The sequence below is a fragment of the Ramlibacter sp. WS9 genome (assembly GCF_003797765.1).
GTDB lineage: Bacteria > Pseudomonadota > Gammaproteobacteria > Burkholderiales > Burkholderiaceae_C > Ramlibacter.
In genome coordinates, this window is sequence record NZ_RKMB01000011.1 from 97,962 (window position 1) to 116,816 (window position 18,855).

At 65.2% G+C, this 18,855-nt stretch carries 15 protein-coding genes; 7 read left to right on the plus strand and 8 right to left on the minus strand.

All coding sequences use genetic code 11. The features are described 5' to 3' along the window. Window positions 1-19: 19 nt before the first annotated feature. On the minus strand, window positions 20-916 hold the full coding sequence (locus EEB15_RS17545; protein WP_141511165.1) for a LysR family transcriptional regulator: 897 nt from the start codon (window positions 914-916) through the stop codon (window positions 20-22). A 254-nt stretch (window positions 917-1,170) separates the two neighbouring features. Here EEB15_RS17545 and EEB15_RS17550 point away from each other — a divergent pair, with 254 nt between their 5' ends. From EEB15_RS17550 to EEB15_RS17560, 3 genes are all read left to right on the plus strand, one after another. After that, window positions 1,171-1,872 carry a Crp/Fnr family transcriptional regulator gene (locus tag EEB15_RS17550; RefSeq protein WP_233259528.1) on the plus strand — a complete coding sequence of 234 codons (702 nt, stop codon included), beginning with the start codon at window positions 1,171-1,173 and terminating at the stop codon, window positions 1,870-1,872. A 126-nt stretch (window positions 1,873-1,998) separates the two neighbouring features. Beyond that, window positions 1,999-2,472: a (2Fe-2S)-binding protein gene (locus EEB15_RS17555; RefSeq protein ID WP_141511166.1), complete on the plus strand. Its 474-nt coding sequence runs from the start codon at window positions 1,999-2,001 to the stop codon at window positions 2,470-2,472. A gap of 10 nt (window positions 2,473-2,482) precedes the next feature. After that, complete coding sequence (locus EEB15_RS17560) at window positions 2,483-4,726, plus strand: xanthine dehydrogenase family protein molybdopterin-binding subunit (protein ID WP_141511167.1); 2,244 nt, start codon at window positions 2,483-2,485, stop codon at window positions 4,724-4,726. Window positions 4,727-4,761: 35 nt separating this feature from the next. Here EEB15_RS17560 and EEB15_RS17565 read toward each other — a convergent pair whose 3' ends face one another. Both EEB15_RS17565 and EEB15_RS17570 read right to left on the minus strand, forming a co-directional pair. Continuing rightward, window positions 4,762-6,942, minus strand: a complete 2,181-nt coding sequence (locus tag EEB15_RS17565; RefSeq protein WP_141511168.1) for a molybdopterin cofactor-binding domain-containing protein — start codon at window positions 6,940-6,942, stop codon at window positions 4,762-4,764. A gap of 11 nt (window positions 6,943-6,953) precedes the next feature. Beyond that, the gene (locus EEB15_RS17570) at window positions 6,954-7,418 is read right to left on the minus strand and encodes a (2Fe-2S)-binding protein (RefSeq protein ID WP_141511169.1); all 465 of its coding nucleotides are present in this window, start codon (window positions 7,416-7,418) and stop codon (window positions 6,954-6,956) included. 182 nt (window positions 7,419-7,600) lie between these two features. Here EEB15_RS17570 and EEB15_RS17575 point away from each other — a divergent pair, with 182 nt between their 5' ends. Together EEB15_RS17575 and EEB15_RS17580 are read left to right on the plus strand one after the other, a co-directional pair. Then, window positions 7,601-8,284, plus strand: coding sequence for a heavy metal response regulator transcription factor (locus EEB15_RS17575; protein WP_141511170.1), 684 nt, complete (start codon window positions 7,601-7,603; stop codon window positions 8,282-8,284). Next, a complete protein-coding gene (locus EEB15_RS17580) occupies window positions 8,281-9,612 on the plus strand; it encodes a heavy metal sensor histidine kinase (protein ID WP_141511171.1) in 1,332 nt (443 codons plus the stop codon). The genes EEB15_RS17575 and EEB15_RS17580 overlap by 4 nt, the downstream gene beginning before the upstream one ends. A 69-nt stretch (window positions 9,613-9,681) precedes the next feature. Here EEB15_RS17580 and EEB15_RS17585 read toward each other — a convergent pair whose 3' ends face one another. The 5 genes from EEB15_RS17585 to EEB15_RS17605 form a co-directional block, all read right to left on the minus strand. Then, a complete protein-coding gene (locus EEB15_RS17585; RefSeq protein WP_141511172.1) occupies window positions 9,682-11,205 on the minus strand; it encodes a 3-hydroxyacyl-CoA dehydrogenase in 1,524 nt (507 codons plus the stop codon). Continuing rightward, the gene (boxA, locus tag EEB15_RS17590; protein ID WP_141511173.1) at window positions 11,205-12,485 is read right to left on the minus strand and encodes a benzoyl-CoA 2,3-epoxidase subunit BoxA; all 1,281 of its coding nucleotides are present in this window, start codon (window positions 12,483-12,485) and stop codon (window positions 11,205-11,207) included. Before boxA ends, EEB15_RS17585 begins: the two co-directional genes overlap by 1 nt. Before the next feature lie 7 nt (window positions 12,486-12,492). Beyond that, window positions 12,493-13,920 (minus strand): benzoyl-CoA 2,3-epoxidase subunit BoxB, encoded by a 1,428-nt coding sequence (gene boxB / locus EEB15_RS17595; RefSeq protein WP_141511174.1) that lies wholly within the window; start codon window positions 13,918-13,920, stop codon window positions 12,493-12,495. A 14-nt stretch (window positions 13,921-13,934) separates the two neighbouring features. Next, window positions 13,935-15,626: a 2,3-epoxybenzoyl-CoA dihydrolase gene (boxC, locus tag EEB15_RS17600; RefSeq protein WP_141511175.1), complete on the minus strand. Its 1,692-nt coding sequence runs from the start codon at window positions 15,624-15,626 to the stop codon at window positions 13,935-13,937. A 100-nt stretch (window positions 15,627-15,726) separates the two neighbouring features. Next, complete coding sequence (locus tag EEB15_RS17605) at window positions 15,727-16,704, minus strand: helix-turn-helix transcriptional regulator (RefSeq protein WP_141511176.1); 978 nt, start codon at window positions 16,702-16,704, stop codon at window positions 15,727-15,729. Window positions 16,705-16,821: 117 nt separating this feature from the next. Here EEB15_RS17605 and EEB15_RS17610 point away from each other — a divergent pair, with 117 nt between their 5' ends. Both EEB15_RS17610 and EEB15_RS17615 read left to right on the plus strand, forming a co-directional pair. Beyond that, complete coding sequence (locus EEB15_RS17610) at window positions 16,822-17,286, plus strand: DUF4863 family protein (protein WP_141511261.1); 465 nt, start codon at window positions 16,822-16,824, stop codon at window positions 17,284-17,286. 14 nt (window positions 17,287-17,300) lie between these two features. Further along, window positions 17,301-18,848: a 3,4-dehydroadipyl-CoA semialdehyde dehydrogenase gene (locus tag EEB15_RS17615; protein WP_141511177.1), complete on the plus strand. Its 1,548-nt coding sequence runs from the start codon at window positions 17,301-17,303 to the stop codon at window positions 18,846-18,848. Window positions 18,849-18,855 lie beyond the last annotated feature (7 nt).

Consider the following 18,855-nt stretch of genomic DNA (forward strand, 5'->3'; position numbering starts at 1 on the left):
ATAGGAAAACCCTAGGAGCTCACTTTGTCTGGCGCCGGGCGTACTCGATCAGCGCCTTGAGTTTCGCGGGCTGATCGTGCCTGCTCGGATAGTACAAATAGAAGCCGGGAAAGGTCGGCGAGTATGAGGTCAGCACCCGCTTGAGCCGCTTGGTGCGAATGTGGGGCTCGACCAGTTCCTCGAACGCATAGGCCAGCCCGATGCCCTCGAGCGCGGCGTCCACGCTGAAGAGTGTGTCGGTGATGGTGAGGCTGCCCTTGACTTCGTATTCCACCAACCGGTCTTCTAACTGGAACTCCCACTTGTAGATCATTCCTGAGCCGCCGAAGCGCAAGCGAATGCAGTTGTGACCCACGAGCTCGTCCGGGTGGCGAGGCGCGGGAAAGCGCCGCAGATAGTCCGGAGAAGCGACCACGGCCACAGTGACCGGGCCTCCCAATGGCAGGGCGACCATGTCGCGCTGCACGCTCTCACCCATGCGGACGCCCGCGTCGAACCCCTTCTCCACGATGTCGATGAAGCCTTCATCATTGGTCAGCTCGAGCTGCACATAAGGATTCTCTTGAAGGAACCCGGCGAGCATCGGTTGCAGAACCATTGCCGTGGCTATTCTGGCTGCGTTGAGACGCAGCGTGCCGGACGGCCGGCCTTGCATGACATTCATTTCCTCCCCGGCCGTTATTACCTCGCCCAGCGCCGGGCCAACCCGCGCGAGGTACGCCTCGCCTGCCTCCGTCAGGCTCACGCTCCGGGTCGTCCGGTTCAGCAGCCGAACGCCCAGCCGTGTTTCCAGCTGACGGATGGCTTGGCTGAGCGCAGAGGGAGAAATCTCCAGCTCCGCAGCCGCCGCGGTGAAGCCCTTGTGCTCGGCCACCTTCCAGAAAGCCACCAATCCATCCAGTTGCTTGAGCTTCATGATTTGAAGCATAGCTTCACAAGGCTTGCGGCGTTAAGCACTTTTTCCTTGAGATATGCATCCGTACAGTTCACGCTCACATGAAGGAGTTCTCCACCATGAGCAAGGGTTGGTTCATCACAGGCGCGGCATTCTAGAACGCACATGTCGCGCCGACTGTCATCGCGTATACATTTCGCACGCGCTCGGCGAGGCAGACTCGGGCTCCCTGTTCGTTTCTAGAAAACTCTCCCGTGTCTGAATTGCGCGCCCCCATGCAAGATCGCCTCCTGGAATCTCCCTGGGCGCTGCACCTTGATCCCGCCCAGCGCGCGCGCGTCGAGCAGGAAACGCAGGTGCTCAAGTACCCCGCCGGATCCGTGATTTGCCCGGAGGGCGTACCGGCCCAGCATTGGGTGGGCGTTCTCGATGGAATGGTCAAGGTCGACACCGTTTCCGCCGATGGACGCGGCACGACATTCATTGGCGTGACAACGGGTGGATGGCTGGGCGAGGGTTCGCTGCTCAAGCGCGAGCTGCGGCCTTACGAAGTCGTCACGCTGCGCGAAAGCTGGATCGCGTTGATGCCCTTGGCGACATTCGAATGGCTGTTCCAGACGAGCCTTCCCTTCAACCACTTTCTTGTGCGCCAGTTGAACGCGCGACTCGGCCAGTTCGTTGCCGTGGTGGAGAGCTGCCGCATTCAATCTCCCACGGCCCAGGTGGCGGTGTGCGTCGCCGAGCTTTTCAACCCGACGCTTTGCTCGGCGACGTCTGACGTTCTGCGCATTTCACAAGAAGAGATCGCGCGCCTTTGCGGGCTCTCTCGCCAGATCGCACACCGCGCTCTTCACGAACTGGAGCAAGCGGGCCTGGTGAAGATGAAGTACGGGACGATCCACGTGCTGGATGTCGATCGCCTGCATGCCTTCGGCCGAGGCATGGCCCCTGTCGAAGGGGTTGCAGGACGATCTTGAAGAAACTCTTCACAAGGCGTGCACCTTTTGATGCTGTTTCTTTGAGGCTCGCGCACCTAGGATGCGCCCTTCGGCCCAATCTTTGGCCGAGCCGATCCAACGACATCCAAGGAGAGTTGACCCGCCATGAGCACGCTCAACATCAACGGCAAGACCCATCAGGTTGATCCCGACCCCGGCACTCCCATTCTCTGGGCCTTGCGCGACACGCTGGGCATGACTGGCACCAAGTTCGGTTGTGGCGTCGGCATATGCGGCGCCTGCGTCGTTCACGTCGACGGCGAGCCGATCCGTTCCTGCGTCACGCCCATCTCAGCGGCCGCGGGCAAGAAGATCATCACGATCGAAGCCGCGACCACCGGCGGCGACCGCGTCGGCTCCGCCGTGCATGCAGCGTGGGTCAAGCACGATGTCGCTCAGTGCGGCTACTGTCAGAGCGGCCAGATCATGACCGCCACGGCCTTCCTCAAGTCGCTTCCCCGCGGCAAGCAGCCCAAGGGCGCCGAGATAGACGCTGCCATGGCCAACAACATCTGCCGCTGCGGCACGTATGCCCGCATCCGCGCCGCGGTGGCTGATGCCGCCAAGGCCCTCGCCTGAAGGAGCGATCATGTTGCCCAACATCGACTACCGCGAACTGCCGCGTGCCCTTCAACACATGATGGACCGCGAGCAGCCCGACGAAGCGGGAACGCTGCAGCGTCGCAGCTTCCTGAAGATGGCGGGCGCCAGTGGCCTCGCGCTCGGCGCCTTCCCGCACATCGCCGCGGCGCAGACCAATGGCACCGGCCAGCCCACGAGCCTCAAACCGACCGAACAGCCGTCGGCCTTCGTTCAGATCGCTCCCAACGGCGAGGTCACCGTGACGATCAACCGGCTGGAGATGGGCCAGGGCGTGCAGACCGCCTTGCCGATGATCCTGGCCGAGGAGCTCGATGCGGACTGGAAACTGGTGCGCAGCCGGCATGGCTCGAGTGACGCCGCTTATGTCGACCCGATGTTCGGCATGCATCTGACGGGTGGCTCCAACTCGGTCAAGAACAGCTACACGCAGTACCGCGAACTCGGCGCGCGCGCCCGGGCGATGTTGCTCGCCGCGGCGGCCGCACGCTGGAACGTGGAGGCGTCGACGTTGCGCACGCAGGCTGGCACGGTGCTGGGCCCGGGTGGCCGCAAGCTGAGCTATGGCGAGCTGTCGAATGCCGCCATGGCCCTGCCCGTGCCCGAGAAGGTCACGCTGAAGGATCCGAAGGACTTTCGCATCATTGGGCGGCCCACCACGCGCCTCGACGCGCGGGCCAAGAGCAGCGGGCGGCAGGACTTCGGCATCGACATTCGCCTGCCCGGGCAGCTCACCGCGGTGGTCGCACGCCCTCCCGTATTCGGCGCCCGCGTGAAGTCAGTGGATGACAGCGCCGCGCGCGCCATCAAGGGCGTGAAGGCCGTGCTGCGTGTGCCTCTGGATCGTGGGGCCGAAGGCATCGCGGTGATCGCCGACGGCTACTGGCGGGCCAAGCAGGGGCACGATGCGCTGAAGGTGGAATGGGACACGGCCGCCGTGGAAAAGGTGGACAGCGACAAACAGCTCGTCCAGTACCGCGAGCTGGCCGGACGCCCCGGCCCTCGCCATTTCGAAGCCGACATGGCGCCGATGGCCACGGCGCCGCGGCATTTGGAAGCTGAGTTCGTCTTCCCCTATCTGGCTCACGCGGCCATGGAACCGCTCAACTGCACCGTCGCCCTCAGCGACGGCGGCGCGGAAGTATGGACAGGCTCGCAGTCCCCCGGCCAGGATGGCGCCGCGGTCGCGCGCGTGCTGGGCCTCAGGCCTGAGCAGGTCAAGATGAATGTGCAGATGTCGGGCGGCGGCTTTGGCCGGCGCTTCTCGAGCACGAGCGACTTCGTGGTCGAGGCCTGCGAGATCGCGAAGGCCGCGCGGGCCGCCGGGCTGAAGGCGCCGATACGCACGATCTGGAGCCGCGAGGACGACATGAAGGGAGGCTACTACCGCCCCATGCACCTGCACCGCGCACGCATCGGCTTTGACGACACGGGCAAGGTGCTGGCCTGGGACCATGTCATCGTGGGCCAGTCGATCCTCACCGGCTCCGTGTTCGAGAAGTTCCAGGTGAAGGATGGCATCGACGCGTCCGCGGTCGAAGGCATGCGGGAGCCTTACCCGCTGCCGATGCGCCTGACGGTTCATCACCCCAAGCTCAACGTGCCGGTGCTGTGGTGGCGCAGCGTGGGTGCCACCCATACCGCCTACGTGATGGAAACATTGATCGATGAGATCGCCCGCGCCACGAAGCAGGACCCGGTGGCCTACCGCATGAAACTGTGGGGCGACAAGCACCCGCGCCACCGCGCCGCGCTGCAACTGGCCGTGGACAAGAGCGGTTACGGCAAGAAGCAGCTTGCAAGCGGCCGCGCCTGGGGTGTGGCGGTGCACGAGTCCTTCTCGACCGTCGTTGCCTACGTCGTCGAGGCGTCGGTGCAAGAAGGCCGCGCGGTGCTGCACCGCGTGACGGGCGGCATCCATTGCAACCTGGCGGTGAACCCACGCACCATCGAAGCCCAGGCGCAAGGCGCGGCTGTGATGGGGCTGTCGATGTGCCTGCCCGGCGCCGCCATCACGTTGAAGGACGGCGAGGTGCAGCAGAGCAGCTTCGGAGACTTCACCGTCGCGCGCATCACCGACATGCCGCAATTCGACGTCCACGTCGTTCCGAGTGCCGCCGCCCCCACCGGCATGGGGGAACCCGGCTTGCCGCCGCTGGCGCCGGCATTCGCCAACGCGATCGCCCGACTGACCGGCAAGCCGCAGCGTCAGTTGCCGTTCAACCTGGCGTGAGCCGCCGCGTTCCCAAGGCTCCGGTTTCGTGCCGTTCAGGCCAGCCCCAAATCAGCGAGAGGCAGCCGGCGCACTGGCCGGCCAGACAACGCCGAGGCGGCGGCCGCCAGCGCGGGCGCCAGCGGTGGTACGCCGGGCTCGCCCACCCCACCGAGCGGGGAGCCGATCTCGACGATGCTCGTGATCACTTGCGGCTCTTCCCCCATGCGCAGGATCTGGTAGTCGCCGAAGCTGGACTGCTCCGTGCGACCGTCCTTGATAGTGACCTTGGCGCGCAGCGCGACAGACATTGCATCGACCACGCCACCGCTCATCTGCGCTTCGATCTGGCCAGGGTTGATTGCCCGGCCGCAGTTGATGGCGACATGCACTTTCTCGACCTTGATGCGGCCGTCCCGCAGGCGCGCCTCCACGATCTGGGCAACCGGGCTGCCGTAACTTTCCACAACCGCGAGGCCGCGGGCCACACCTGCGGGTGCAGGGCTTCCCCAGCCGGCGCTTTGCGCGACGCGATCCAGCACAGCGAGCATGCGCGGACGGCCCTGCAAGTGCTGGCGGCGGAACTCCAACGGGTCCTTGCCCGCGGCCGTCGCGCATTCATTGATGAATGCCTCCACGAAAAAGCCCGTGAACGAGTTGGCGATGGAGCGCCACGGAGACAGCGGCATCGGCACCGGCACGACCGCATGCTCGACGAGCAGATTGGGGATCTGGTACTGCATGTCGACGATCCCCCCGACGGACCAGGGATCTGCCACCCCGTTGATGAGGGGGATTCCGAATTCCCGCCCCATCTGCGGGCCGGCCACGCGAACACGCAAACCGAGGATGCGGCCATCGGCGTCGAGCGCCGCGCGCATGCGGCACATCATGGTCTGGCGGTAGCGCCCCTGCTGTATGTCATCGGCGCGGGACCACAGCACCTTGACCGGCAGGCCACCCACGGCGCGGCTCGCCAGCGTGGCTTGCACGGCCGCGTCGGACTGCGTCTTGCGGCCGAACCCCCCGCCGAGGTAGGCGTTGTGGAAGAAAACCTGCTCGGGCTTGTAGCCGCCGGCCTTTCCGCAGTCGCGCAACAGGTTGTCCTGGCCTTGCGTCCCGGTCCAGAGGTCAAGCCGGTCGGCTCCGGCCTGCGCCATGCAATTGATCGGCTCCATGCACACATGGGCAAGCAGCGGCACCGCGTAGTCGGCTTCCACAAGTTTGTGCGGAGCGCGAAAGGCGGCGTCCACGTCACCACGCTGGAGCGCGGGCGGCACCGCGCCACCGTCCAGCGCAGCGCGCATCAGATCGTCGAGTTCCGGGGTGCTAGCGCGGTCGTTGGGCGTCGCCTTGAATTGAATCGTGAGCTTGTCTGCCGCCTGCTTGGCTTGCCACCAGCTGCGTGCGACCACCACGGCGCCGCCGGGTACGGGCACCACGGCCACCACGCCTGGCATTGCGCGCACGCTGGCCGCGTCCATGGATTCGACTTCGGCGCGAAACACCGGAGACAAGCGAACCGCTCCATGCAGCATGCCGGGCGCCTTCATGTCGACCGCATACAGGGCCCGGCCGGTCACCTTGTCCGGTGTGTCCACACGGCGCATCGTCTTGCCCGTGAGCTTGCGCTGTTCCACCGGACGCAGCACCGGGTTCTGCGGCACAGGCAGGGCTGACGCCGCCTGCACCAGCGCGCCAAACTGAATACGACGGCCGGTCGCCGCATGGGCGATATGGCCGTCTTCGGCCATCAATGACGCGGGGGGTACCAACCACCGCTCGGCCGCCGCCAAGGTCAGGAGTTCACGCATCTGCGCGGCGGCGCGTCGCAGGGGGTCGTGCCAGAAACGGACGCCGTAAGAGCCAAACGAGGCCTGTTGGCCCGTGGGCAAGCGGTAGTCGGGCGCGACCTGCTCGGGCATGGTCGTGCGGACCCGGGTCCAATCCGCGCCCAGCTCCTCGGCCAGGATCATGGCCTGGGCCGTGTGAATGCCTTGCCCCATCTCGCTCGTGGGCAGCAAGAACGTGACGAGACCATCGGCAGCGATGCGGATGAATGAGCCCGGTGCGTGGACGACCGGGGGCCGCGCAGCCGGCGGCGGCGTTTGCGCGCCCAGCGGGATGGCGACCGTCAGCACGGCGCCGCTCGCAGCCAATGTGAACCGGCGGCGCGTCAGACGGGGCTCGCCGGACGGAAGGGATTGGGCTGCGTCAACAGGGGTGGTGGTCAACATTCGAATCTCCTTCAAACTGACAGCGCGCGTGCTGCCTGGTGGATGGCCGTTCTGATGCGGTCGTAAGTTCCGCAGCGGCAGACGTTGCCCGCCATGGCTTGCGTGATGTCCGCGTCGCTCGGCTTGGGCGTGGTGCGCAACAACATCGCCGCGCTCATCAGTTGCCCGCATTGGCAGTAGCCGCACTGCGGCACGTCATTCGCGATCCAGGCGGCCTGCAACGCGCTGCCGACGCGATCTTGTGCAAGGCCTTCAATGGTGCCAATCTGCTGCCCAGCGAGAGATCCGACAGGCGTGATGCACGATCGCGCGGGACCATTGCCCACATGCACGGTGCAGGCGCCGCACAGGCCGACGCCGCAGCCATACTTGGTGCCGGTCATGCTCAGTTCCTCTCGCAGCACCCACAAGAGAGGCGTCTGCGCCGCCGCCTCGACGCGCACTCGGCGACCGTTGATCTGAAGTTGAGTCGTCATCGTTGGTTCCTGTTTCCGCCGGTGGCGGCTGCAGGTATTTGAGTGGGGCCAACACGCAGGAAAGCGACAGCGGCATTACATTTCCGCAATCTTCGGCCTGCCCGGCAGATGACGAATTTGTAATGCCCGCCGGGCCTGTTGCTGCGATCATTGCGAGTGTGCAGGTTGAACAGAGGCAAGCGATGCGGGTGCTGGTGGTGGAAGATGAAATCCGGCTGGTGGACTACCTTGTGAAGGGGTTGACCGAGCACGGGTACGTGGTCGATGTGGCACGCGACGGCATCGAAGGCAGACGCCTGGCCGAAGGAGGCGACTACTCCGTCGTTCTGCTGGACGTAATGTTGCCCGGCATCGATGGCTTTGGTGTCCTGCGCGCCATGCGTGCACGCAGCAACACCCCGGTGCTGATGCTCACGGCGCGTGACAAGGTGGAAGATCGCGTGCGCGGTTTGGAGGAAGGGGCGGACGACTACCTGGTCAAGCCGTTCGCATTCTCGGAACTGCTGGCTCGCATCTCCGCACTGATGCGGCGCGGCTCGGGCGGCACATCGATGCATCCGACGACTCTCAAGCTGGCCGAGCTTGAAGTGGATTTGCTGGGGCGCAAGGCATGGAGGGACGGCCGCCGTCTCGAGCTGACGGCCAAGGAGTTCGTGCTGCTCACGGTGCTGCTTCGCCGGCGCGGCCAGGTGCTGTCTCGCACCACTCTGGCCGAACAGGTGTGGGACATGAATTTTGATTCCGACACCAACATCGTCGAGGTGGCTGTGCGCCGCCTGCGCGCGAAGATGGACGACCCGTTCCCGCAACGCCTGCTGCATACGGTGCGCGGCATGGGCTACGTGCTGGAAGAACGCTCCACATGAAAAAGGCCGGCTACTCGTTGGCGAGGCGCCTCTCCATGCAACTCGCGTGGCAGACGGCCCTGGGCCTGGGCCTGTTTTGCGCGGGCATTTTTGCGGCAACCCAGTGGTCGTTCGAAGACAAGCAACGGACCTACCTGGCTGCCAAGCTCACCGCGACGCGTGACGTTGCGCTCTCGGCGGAACGCGCCGGCGGCCTGGCGGAGATGCGCAAGCAGTTGCAAACGGGCGTTGCGCGCCGGGTCGGCACTTACCTCGAGTTGCATGCGGCGGATGGCGAGTTGCTGTACCGGGATCCCGAAGTCCCTCAAGGTTTCGCGAAGGCCCAACGTCTGGACTTCGTGTTGCCGCTCGCGGCAGGCGACGCGCGAGGCGTGCTCCTGCTGGATACCGCGGAGGACTCCCGCATGCTGGGGCGGCTGGCGCTGATCCTGCTGGCCGCCACGTTGCTGGGTGGCTTGTCCGCAGGACTGGCCAGCGCCTGGCGGGTCCGCCGCACCTTGCGGCCCCTGCGCACGCTGGCAGACCAGACGCGCGCTATCTCACCGGAACGAATGGACCAGCGCCTGTCGCTGGCCGAGCCGGTCGCCGAACTACAGCCCTGGATCGATCAGTTCAACGCGATGCTGCGGCGGCTGGAGTCGGCCTATGTGCAGCTTGAAGCATTCAACGCCGACGTTGCGCACGAGTTGCGCACGCCCCTGGCCGCGCTGATCGGCCACACCGAAGTGGCGCTGTCGCGTGAGGACCGACCGGCCGAGGCACTGCGCGAGACATTGACGGGGAACCTGGAAGAGTTGCAGCGGTTCGCGGCCCTGGTCAATGACATGCTGTTTCTGTCACGCGCGGACCGGGGCGCGACGGCGAGATGTGGTGCGCCATCCCGCCTCGCGGACCTGGTACGCCAGGTGGTGGATTTTCACGAGGCACCTTTGAGCGAGGCGCAACTGCGTGTCGATGTCGAGGGTGATGCCGAACTCGCTGTCGATCAGCCGCTGTTCAAGCGCGCGGTGTCGAACCTGCTCGGCAACGCCACACGCTACGCGGCAAGAGGCTCCGCCATCACGGTGCACATCGGCTTGGACGCGCAGGGCCGCGCCGAAGTCGCCGTCGAAAACACGGGGCCCGATATCGATGCGCTGCATATCCCGCGGCTGTTCGATCGATTCTTCCGCACCGACGAGTCGCGTGCGGACGGGCACGTGCATCACGGGCTTGGGCTGGCCATCGTGGCAGCCATTGCACGGATGCATTCGGGTCACACCATGGCCGTCTCTGGTGAAGGGCGTACCCGCATCGGGTTTGCGGTCAATCGCACGCCGAAGCTCTGATTCGAGTCGGTGCGTCCCTAGATCGGATTTCGCGATCCGCTTGGGCCAGACTCAACTCGAAAGTTCTTCTCAAGCGCGTTGCAGCAAAGGGCTCACGCGATAGCGCTCACCGCGGTAGCACTGGTCCAGGGCTTCAAGCACGCTGACGATACGCTGCGGCCCGAGCCGCTCGAGCCACTCGAAGGGGCCGGCAGGGTAGTTCACGCCGAGCTTCATGGCGGCGTCCGCGCCTGACGGCGAACAGACGCCCTGGTGCACGGCATCGGCCGCCTCGTTCACGAGCATCGCGAGCGTTCGGGCGACGACAAGACCCGGAGCGTCCGCGACTTCATGCGGATGCCATCCGAACGCCTGCAGCCATGAAGGCGCCTCGGCGCGCCAGGCCGGTGATCCCGTCTGGGCGTATGCCAGCGCTCCGCCGGGTTGACCCGGCAGTTCATCGAAGACAGCGATGTCTGCCACGCCGGTGTCACGGGCCACCTGCCAGGCGGGCCTGCCATCGGTCAGCCGCAGTTGCCGCGAGCCGATGGCGATGCCGATCCAATCGCTTTCCGGCGACGTCGCGGGTTCCGGACCGTTCAGGGCCATGCGCGCGGCGACCAGCAGTGTTTGCGCGACGGCGCCGGTGCCGTGGATCGTGACGCCTTTGCCGCCGTCGGGCGGGGGCTGCTTCGGCGCAGCAACCACCGGCGCGCCTTCCGGATACGCGTAGAACCCGCGTCCTGACTTGCGCCCCAACAACCCACCCTCCACCAGCTCGCGCTGCACGAGGCTCGGTGTGAAGCGCCGATCGAAGAAGTTGGCTTCGAACACCGATTGCGTCACTGCGAAGTTGGTGTCGTGCCCGATCAGGTCCATCAGCTCGCACGGCCCCATCCGGAAGCCGGCGGCGCGCAGCAACGCGTCCAGCACTTCGGGGCGCGCGGCTTGCTCCTGCAGCAGCATCAGTGCTTCGGCATAGTACGGCCGCGCGATTCGATTCACGATGAATCCGGGCGTACTGCGGGCCTGGACCGCAACCTTCCCCCACGCCCTGGCGAGCCGCTCGATCCGCTGCGCGACCTCGGCGGGGGTGCGCAAACCGCTGACCACCTCGACCAATGCCATGAGGGGCACTGGATTGAAGAAGTGCATGCCGACGACGCGTTCCGGATGCTGCAGCCCGGCCGCGAGTGCCGTGATGCTGATCGAAGAAGTGTTGCTCGCCAGCAAGGCGTCGACCGGCAAGAGAGCTTCGAGTTCGCGTAGCAGCGCGCGTTTCGGCTCCAGTTTTTCGACGATGGCTTCAATGGCGAGGTTCGCGCTTGCTGCGTCTTGCAACGAAGCGGCCGGCACCAGCCTGCCCAGCGTCGCATCCGCTTCAGCGGGTGTGATCTTGCCCTTGTTCACCAGCCGCGTCAGGACTTCGGCCAGTTGCTTGCAGGCTTGCTCTGCAGCGCCTTCGCGTTGGTCGAATACGAACACGCGATGGCCGGCCTGCGCGGCCACCTGGGCGATGCCGATACCCATCACGCCGGCACCGACGACGAGTACGTCTTGCGCGCTCATCGCGGTGACGCCGGGTTGCGGAAGCGAAACCTGAATCGCAGCCATCAGTAAGTTTCCAGATGCAGCCGGCCATCCCGCTTGAGTGCCGCACCGATGGCGCCCCAGTCCAGCCCGGCTTCCGTCGCGATATCGCGCAGCGTCAGCACGACGCCCTCCTCCATCGCCTTGAGCCCGCACACGTAGAAATACGCGTTCGGGTCCGCTAGCAGTGGCACGAGGTCGGCGGCACTCGCGCGCATGAGGTCCTGGACGTAGCGCTTGGGCTGGCCGGAAACGCGGCTGAAGGCCAGGTTGACGTCGATGAAGTCCTTGGGCAGCGACTGCAACGGCCCGAAGTAGGGCAGCTCCTGCGGCGTGCGCGCGCCAAAGAACAGCATCAGCTTTCCGCTGTCGAACTTGCCGGACTTGCGCAAGCGCCGCCGCCACTCGGTCATCGCTCGCATGGGCGCGCTACCGGTGCCGGTGCAGATCATGACGATGTGACTCTTCGGATGGTTCGGCATGAGGAAGCTCGCACCGAACGGGCCGATCACGTCCACTTTGTCGCCAACCTTCAAGTCGCACAGGTAGTTGCTGGCCACGCCAAGCACGGGGTGGCCGCTGTGGTCCTCGAGCACGCGCTTCACTGTGAGCGAAATGTTGTTGTAGCCCGGCCGCTCGCCGTTGCGCGCGCTGGTGACACTGTACTGGCGCGCATGGTGCGAACGGCCCTTCGAGTCGGCGCCCGGCGGAACGATGCCAATGCTCTGCCCCTCCAGCACCGGAAACGGCGTGCTTCCAAAATCCAGCACGATGTGGTGCGTGTCGTACAAAGATCCGACATCGGTGACGCGCACATTGCCCGACACGGTTGCCGTCAAGCTACGCGTGGCCGACTTCGGGCCATAGAGGTTGGTGTACGCATGCGCTGCGGACCAAGGCGGGAGTGTGGATCCGGCATCGGCGCTTTGGAACTCCGCGGCTTCATCGGTCTCACCGGCGACGGCCACGCCCTGGGCGAGCTCGGCCACCGCGTCAGCCGCCACTCCTGTGGCTTCGGCGAGTTCGCTATCCGACAGCGCCTCGGGCAGCGACTCCCATCCGAGCTGCTCTTCGATCGAATAGGCGTTTGCCTTGGGCACCGTCCGCCAGTTGTCGATGCTGCCGGTGGGACATGGCGGAACGCAGGCCATGCACAGGTTGCACTTGGCCGCGTCCACCACGTAGTTGTTGTCGTCGTGCGTGATCGCGTCGACGGGGCACGTCGCTTCGCACGTGTTGCACCGGATGCAGATCTCCGGATCGATCAGGTGCTGCTTGATGAAATGGATGTCTGACGTGCCCATGTCGATCTCAAGCGAAACGCACGTACTCGAAGTTGACGGGCTGGCGGTTGACGCCGATGACAGGCGGCGCGATCCAGTTGGCGAACTTGCCCGGCTCGACGACGCGGCCCATCAGGCCGGCCACGAAGGCGCGGTCCGAAGGTGTGGGCAGCCAGTCATCCACGCGGGCTTTCCACTCGGCGTCGCTCAAGACATTGCCTTGGGGCGAAACCTTGACGCCGGAAAGCGCACCGATGTTGCGGTGGAAGGCCTTGTGCGGCACGGTCAGGCGCGTCGGAATGCCCGCCTTTTCGATGACCTTGTTCCAGCGGCCCACGCCGGACATGCTGTCCTTGATGTAGTCGTCGCGCAGCACTTCGTTGAGCGCGTTGAGCATCGGCACTTCCTTCTCGATCAGCTTGCCCTCCACGACATTGAGCACCTTGTACGATTGGCCGCGCAGCTGGTGGTCGTCGGCGCGCTTGCCTTCGTCGAAGCGCCCCTTCAGGCCGGTGCTGTAGAAGGTCGCGGCATTGCTCGACTCGTCCGCGCCGAACAGGTCGATGGTCACGCTGTAGTGGAAGTTCAGGTAGCGCTGCACCGTGGGCAGGTCGATGACGCCGGCTTCGCGCAACTTCTTCGGATCGTCGGTCTTGAGCTCGTTCATCACCTGGCAGGTGCGCTGGATCACGCGGCTCACGCCGGATTCGCCCACGAACATGTGATGCGCTTCCTCGGTGAGCATGAACTTCGTGGTGCGTGCAAGCGGGTCGAAAGCCGACTCGGCAAGGGCCGACAGCTGGAACTTGCCGTCGCGATCGGTGAAGTAGGTGAACATGAAGAACGCGAGCCAGTCGGGCGTCTGCTCGTTGAACGCCTGCAGGATGCGCGGGTTGTCCACGTTGCCGCTGCGGCGGTCCAGGAGCGCTTCGCCCTCTTCGCGGCCGTCCTTGCCGAAGTACTTGTGCAGCAGGTACACCATGGCCCACAAATGGCGCCCTTCCTCGACGTTCACCTGGAACAGGTTGCGCAGGTCGTACTGGCTCGGGCAGGTCAGGCCGAGGTGGCGTTGCTGCTCGACGGAGGCGGGCTCGGTGTCGCCCTGCGTGACGATGATGCGGCGCAGGTTCGCCCGGTATTCGCCGGGGACGTCCTGCCAGGCGCCCTCACCCTTGTGGTCGCCGAAGTGGATCTTGCGGTCCTTGTCGCCCGGGTTCAGGAAGATGCCCCACCGATAGTCGGGCATCTTCACGTGGCCGAACTGGGCCCAGCCCTCAGGGTCCACGCTCACGGCCGTGCGCAGGTAGACGTCGAAGTTCTGGGAACCGTTCGGTCCCATGTCGTCCCACCAGCTCAGGAAGTTCGGCTGCCACTGCTCCAGCGCGCGCTTGAGCGTGCGGTCCTCGTCGAGGTTGACGTTGTTGGGAATCTTCTCGCTGTAATTGATCGTGCTCATGTCGTTTTCCTCGGTCAGACTCTGTTGAAATCGAATGCGGCGCGGTCGCCCTTGCCGTACACCTTCAGGGCACCCTTGTCGCCGACGGCATTGGGCCGCTGGAAGATCCAGTTCTGCCAGGCGGTGAGCCGGCCGAAGATGCGGGTGAACATGTTTTCGGGGCCGTTGAAGCGCAGGTTGGCTTCCATACCGGTGAGGGCGTCGGGGCTCATCGACACGCGCTCCTCGATTGCGAGCCGGGTTTCATCGGGCCAATCGATGTCGTCGGGGTTGCTCGTCACCAGGCCGAGCGCATAAGCAGCATCGGCATCGAGCGGCTGACCCGCCTTGGCGCGTACAGCTTCCATCGCGGGCACCTCGTCGTAGAAGCGGCGGCCCAGGCGGCTCTGGCCTGTGACCATCGGGAAGAGCCCGAAGTTGGTCCCGCCCACTTCGATGATCGGTGAGGCGGTGGGATCGGACGGCAGCGCGAGGTGGTAGCTGCGGTCGCAGGCCAGCGAGAGCTCGAGGTAGCTGCCCACGAAGCACGAACCCGGCTCGATCAACGCGAACAGGCTGCGGCTCGACACATCGAGGCGGCTGAACGTGCGGCGCAGGTAGCCCACGGTTTCGCGCACGAGCCAGTGGTTCGGGTTGGCGAGCAAGGCCGCATCCATCGAACGCACGTTCGCGGCGCTGCCTTCGGTCTTGATCAGCCAGGTGCCGATGTCCAGCTCGTTGGTGCGCATCGACAAGATGGCATCTTCCAACTCGCGCGCCAGTTGCAGCGGGAACCAGGCGACGCCTTGGGCCTCGATCGCCGCGATGTCGGACGGGACGGGCGATGCGGGAGCCTTGACGATGAAGGTCGCGACACGGCGGTTGCGATCGATCTCCACCGTCACGTAGTCATAGCGCAGCGCGTCCGCCTCGGCTTTGCGCGCGAGCGGCGTCAGCAGCACGGGCTTTCCATCGGCGGGCCGGTCGCTTCCGGCGGCCAGTTCCAGCGCACGCTCTTGTACGCGCGCGGCGAATTCGGCGGTGCGAACCACTTCGTCCACCAGGCGCCACTCCACGGCTTTCTTGCCACGCACGCCTTCAGCTGTGGTGCAGAAGATGTCGGCCAGGTCATGGCGGACGTGGCGCTTGTCGGTCACTCGCGTGAGGCCTCCAGTGCCGGGCAGCACGCCGAGCAACGGCACTTCGGGCAAGCTCACCGCGCTGTTCCGGTCGTCCACCAGGATGATCTCGTCGCAAGCCAGCGCCAGCTCGTAGCCGCCACCCGCGCATGCGCCGTTCACGGCCGCAAGGAACTTCAGGCCGCTGTGCGCCGAAGAATCTTCGAGACCATTGCGAGTCTCGTTGGTGAACTTGCAGAAGTTCACCTTCCACGCATGGCTGGAAAGTCCCAGCATGAAGATGTTGGCGCCAGAGCAGAACACCTTCTCCTTGGCGCTGGTCAAGATCACCGTGCGCACTTCGGGGTGCTCAAAGCGGATGCGATTGATGGCGTCGTTCAGCTCGATGTCGACGCCGAGGTCATAGCTATTGAGCTTGAGCTTGTAGCCGGGGCGAAGGCCGCCGTTCTCGTCGAAGTCGGCCACGAGCCGGGCGATGGGGCCGTCGAAGGACAGCTTCCAGTGCCTGTACTGGCTGGGGTGGGTTTCGTAGTTGACGGGGCCTGGATGGGCGGACGGTTGCTGCTCTAGTTGCTGGGTTTGGGTCATTGTCTCTCCGTTGAAATGCACTAAAGTGCGTTCGCGCCGAAGCGGTTAACGCATCATAGTGCATGTTGCAGAGAACATGCAAGCAGTTTTATGCCTGGGGTTAACCCTTTACTTCAAGCTGGAGTGCCTTTCGGACCATGGCCCGCAGCGACAGGAAGGTTTCGTCCAGCGGTCGAATGCTGCTGTCGAGGTGCAGCTCCGCTTTTGCATAGAACGGCGAGCGCTGGGCGAGGATGCCCTTGAGGTCATCCATCGCTTCAGAGTTGCCCGCCATCGGCCGCATGTCACCCTGGGCCTGCACGCGATTCATGTGGTCTTCGGGATGGGCCCGTATCCACACGGTGGTGCATTGGGAGAGCAGCAGGTTGAAGTTCGACGGCTCGGCCACGATGCCGCCAGGCGTCGCGATCACAGCCTCGGGATAGATCTGCACCGTTTCCTCGAGCGCGCGCCGCTCGTAGCGCCGGTAAGCGTTCTGGCCGTACAGCGCCTGAATCTCGCTGATCGTGCAGCCGGCGAATTTTTCGATCTCGCGGCTCAACTCGATGAAGGGGTAGTCGAGGTCTTCCGCCAACATGCGCCCGAGGGTGGATTTGCCGGCTCCGCGCAATCCGATCAGGGCGACGCGCGTGGGCCGCTGGCCGCTTGCAGTGGTTGCACTGTCGACGATCGGCAGCATGACTTCACGTGCCCTGCGCAAGGTGGCTTCGTCCTGGTTGGCCAGCAACTCGCGGATCAATTGCCACTCGGGGGAGTGCGCCGCCTGGTCGTCCAACAACTCGGAAGGGCTGGTCTTGAGCGCCTGCGCGACTTGCAGGAGGATCAGGACGGAGGCGTTGCCGACACCGAGTTCCAGATTGCCCAGATGCCGTTCGGACACTTCCGCCGCGGACGCCAGCTCCTTGCGCGTCATCCCCCGGCCGTTGCGCACGCGTCGGATCCGCTCCCCCAGCTGGACGAGAAAAGGATGCTTTTCCCCGTTTGACCCTTCGACCGGAGTCGCAGGCATCGGCGGGGCGCTCCCGTGCAGTTCGGATCCGGGTGAAAACCCGGATACAGGCAATATACTGCTTGACATGAGGTTGTTTGAGGTTTTAAAGTGCCACCGGCACGATAGTGCATCTGATCCAAAAACGCAACAAGGCGCCCTCGCTCGGCATTCTCGACCATGACAATTGTCAACTCCGATCAAAAAATTTCTCCCGAGCTGTTTCGCGCCCAACTGGCGCGCCTGACGGCCCAGATCGCAAACCGGCCGCTTGAGCCCCAGCTGCAAGACTGGCTCAACACGCAGCACGGCAGCGAGTCGGAAACTTTTCGCGAACTGCAGGCGAGCTGCCGGGCCGGCGTGGCCGATGGATGGCTGTGTGCCCGTGAAGCCGGCGGAATCCGTTACGGGCGGATTTTCAAGCCCGATGCGGAACTCAACGACTTCTCCGTCGATGTCGTGGACATGCAGGACATCGCTGGGCCCCATCACGTGCATCCCGAGGGAGAGATTGACCTGGTGATGCCCATCGATGGCGGAGCCCTTTTCGATGGTCACCCCGCAGGCTGGGTTGTCTATCCGCCCGGCAGCGCGCATCGGCCCACCGTTTCCAAGGGGCGTGCCCTGGTGCTCTACCTCCTGCCGCAAGGCGCCATTCGCTTCACGGGCTGAACCCCCTCCATCACATGACTGAACTTCTCCTCAATCATCTCGGCGGCCGGGCTCAAGCCGGCACGGGCCAGGGAACGATCCTTGTCGACCCGGTGCTTGGCACCGAACTCGTCCGTGTGGACGCAACCGGCTTGGACCTCGCCGCGGGATTTGCATTCGCCCGCGACCACGCAGGGCCGGCACTGCGCGCCCTGACCTACGCCCAACGCGGGGAGATGCTGGCAGCGGCAGGCAAGGTGCTACAGGCGCGGCGCGACGAGTACTACGCCATCTCGACGGCCAACAGCGGCACGGTGCGCAACGACACGGCGGTCGATGTTGACGGCGCGATCTTCACGCTCGGCGCGTACGCGCGGAGCGCGGCGACCCTAGGCGCGCGAACGCACCTCGTCGATGGCGATGCCGTGAGCCTGTCGAAGGACGCCAGCTTCCAGTCGCAGCACGTGCAGGTGCCCACTCGCGGCGTCGCGCTCTTCATCAACGCGTTCAACTTCCCCGCGTGGGGTCTCTGGGAGAAGGCCGCACCGGCTCTGCTCTCGGGCGTGCCCGTCATCGTAAAGCCCGCCACAGCGACCGCCTGGTTGACCCAGCGCATGGTGCAGGACGTGCTCGAGGCCGGCGTGTTTCCGCCTGGCGCCCTGTCCGTCATCTGCGGTTCTTCGGCGGGGTTGATGGACCAGTTGAAGCCCTTCGATGTCGTCTCGTTCACGGGGTCCGCGGACACGGCGGCGGTGATACGGTCGCATCCCGCCATCGTCCGCGCATCGGTGCGAGTGAACATCGAGGCCGACAGCATCAACAGCGCCGTGCTGCTTCCCGGCGAGGCGTCCGGCAGCGCCTCCTTCGACTTGTTCGTCAAGGAAGTGGCGCGCGAGATGACCGTGAAGTCGGGGCAGAAGTGCACGGCGATCCGGCGCATGTTCGTGCCGGAATCGCTTTTCGACGCCGCGGCGGAAGCCATCGCCGCGCGCCTGCAAAAAAACACGGTGGGCAATCCGCGGAACGACTCCGTGCGCATGGGATCGCTGGTCAGCCGAGCCCAGTTCGATGCCGTCCGCGCCGGGCTGTCCGGGCTGAAGGCGCACGCGCGCACGCTTTACGACGGCGACACCCAAGCGCTGGTCGATGCGGACAGGGCCGTTGCCTGCTGCATGGGGCCGACTCTGCTGGGCGCCACCGACCCGGACGCCAATGCCCTGGTCCACGACACCGAAGTGTTCGGGCCGGTTGCCACCCTCATGCCGTATCGCGACCTGCCTCACGCGCTGCAACTCGTGCAGCGCGGCCAGGGTTCGCTGGTCGCATCGCTGTACGGCAGCGACAACGCGGCGCTCGGCAGCTGCGCACTCGACCTGGCTGCAAGCCACGGCCGGGTGCATGCGGTTTCGCCAGAGGTCGCGGCTTCGCACACCGGCCACGGCAACGTCATGCCGCAGTCGTTGCACGGCGGACCCGGTAGAGCGGGTGGCGGCGAGGAACTTGGCGGCCTGCGCGCCTTGAACTTCTATCACCGGCGCGCGGCTGTCCAGGGTGCGCAGGCCGTCCTGTCGCAAATTCACTGAGGAGCGT

Excerpts from the sequence above, each read along its gene's own strand:
- EEB15_RS17545 (WP_141511165.1), bottom strand. The coding sequence starts at position 916 with ATGAAGCTCAAGCAACTGGATGGATTGGTGGCTTTCTGGAAGGTGGCC.
- EEB15_RS17550 (WP_233259528.1), top strand. The coding sequence starts at position 1,171 with ATGCAAGATCGCCTCCTGGAATCTCCCTGGGCGCTGCACCTTGATCCC.
- EEB15_RS17555 (WP_141511166.1), top strand. The coding sequence starts at position 1,999 with ATGAGCACGCTCAACATCAACGGCAAGACCCATCAGGTTGATCCCGAC.
- EEB15_RS17560 (WP_141511167.1), top strand. The coding sequence starts at position 2,483 with ATGTTGCCCAACATCGACTACCGCGAACTGCCGCGTGCCCTTCAACAC.
- EEB15_RS17565 (WP_141511168.1), bottom strand. The coding sequence starts at position 6,942 with ATGTTGACCACCACCCCTGTTGACGCAGCCCAATCCCTTCCGTCCGGC.
- EEB15_RS17570 (WP_141511169.1), bottom strand. The coding sequence starts at position 7,418 with ATGACGACTCAACTTCAGATCAACGGTCGCCGAGTGCGCGTCGAGGCG.
- EEB15_RS17575 (WP_141511170.1), top strand. The coding sequence starts at position 7,601 with ATGCGGGTGCTGGTGGTGGAAGATGAAATCCGGCTGGTGGACTACCTT.
- EEB15_RS17580 (WP_141511171.1), top strand. The coding sequence starts at position 8,281 with ATGAAAAAGGCCGGCTACTCGTTGGCGAGGCGCCTCTCCATGCAACTC.
- EEB15_RS17585 (WP_141511172.1), bottom strand. The coding sequence starts at position 11,205 with ATGGCTGCGATTCAGGTTTCGCTTCCGCAACCCGGCGTCACCGCGATG.
- boxA (WP_141511173.1), bottom strand. The coding sequence starts at position 12,485 with ATGGGCACGTCAGACATCCATTTCATCAAGCAGCACCTGATCGATCCG.
- boxB (WP_141511174.1), bottom strand. The coding sequence starts at position 13,920 with ATGAGCACGATCAATTACAGCGAGAAGATTCCCAACAACGTCAACCTC.
- boxC (WP_141511175.1), bottom strand. The coding sequence starts at position 15,626 with ATGACCCAAACCCAGCAACTAGAGCAGCAACCGTCCGCCCATCCAGGC.
- EEB15_RS17605 (WP_141511176.1), bottom strand. The coding sequence starts at position 16,704 with ATGTCAAGCAGTATATTGCCTGTATCCGGGTTTTCACCCGGATCCGAA.
- EEB15_RS17615 (WP_141511177.1), top strand. The coding sequence starts at position 17,301 with ATGACTGAACTTCTCCTCAATCATCTCGGCGGCCGGGCTCAAGCCGGC.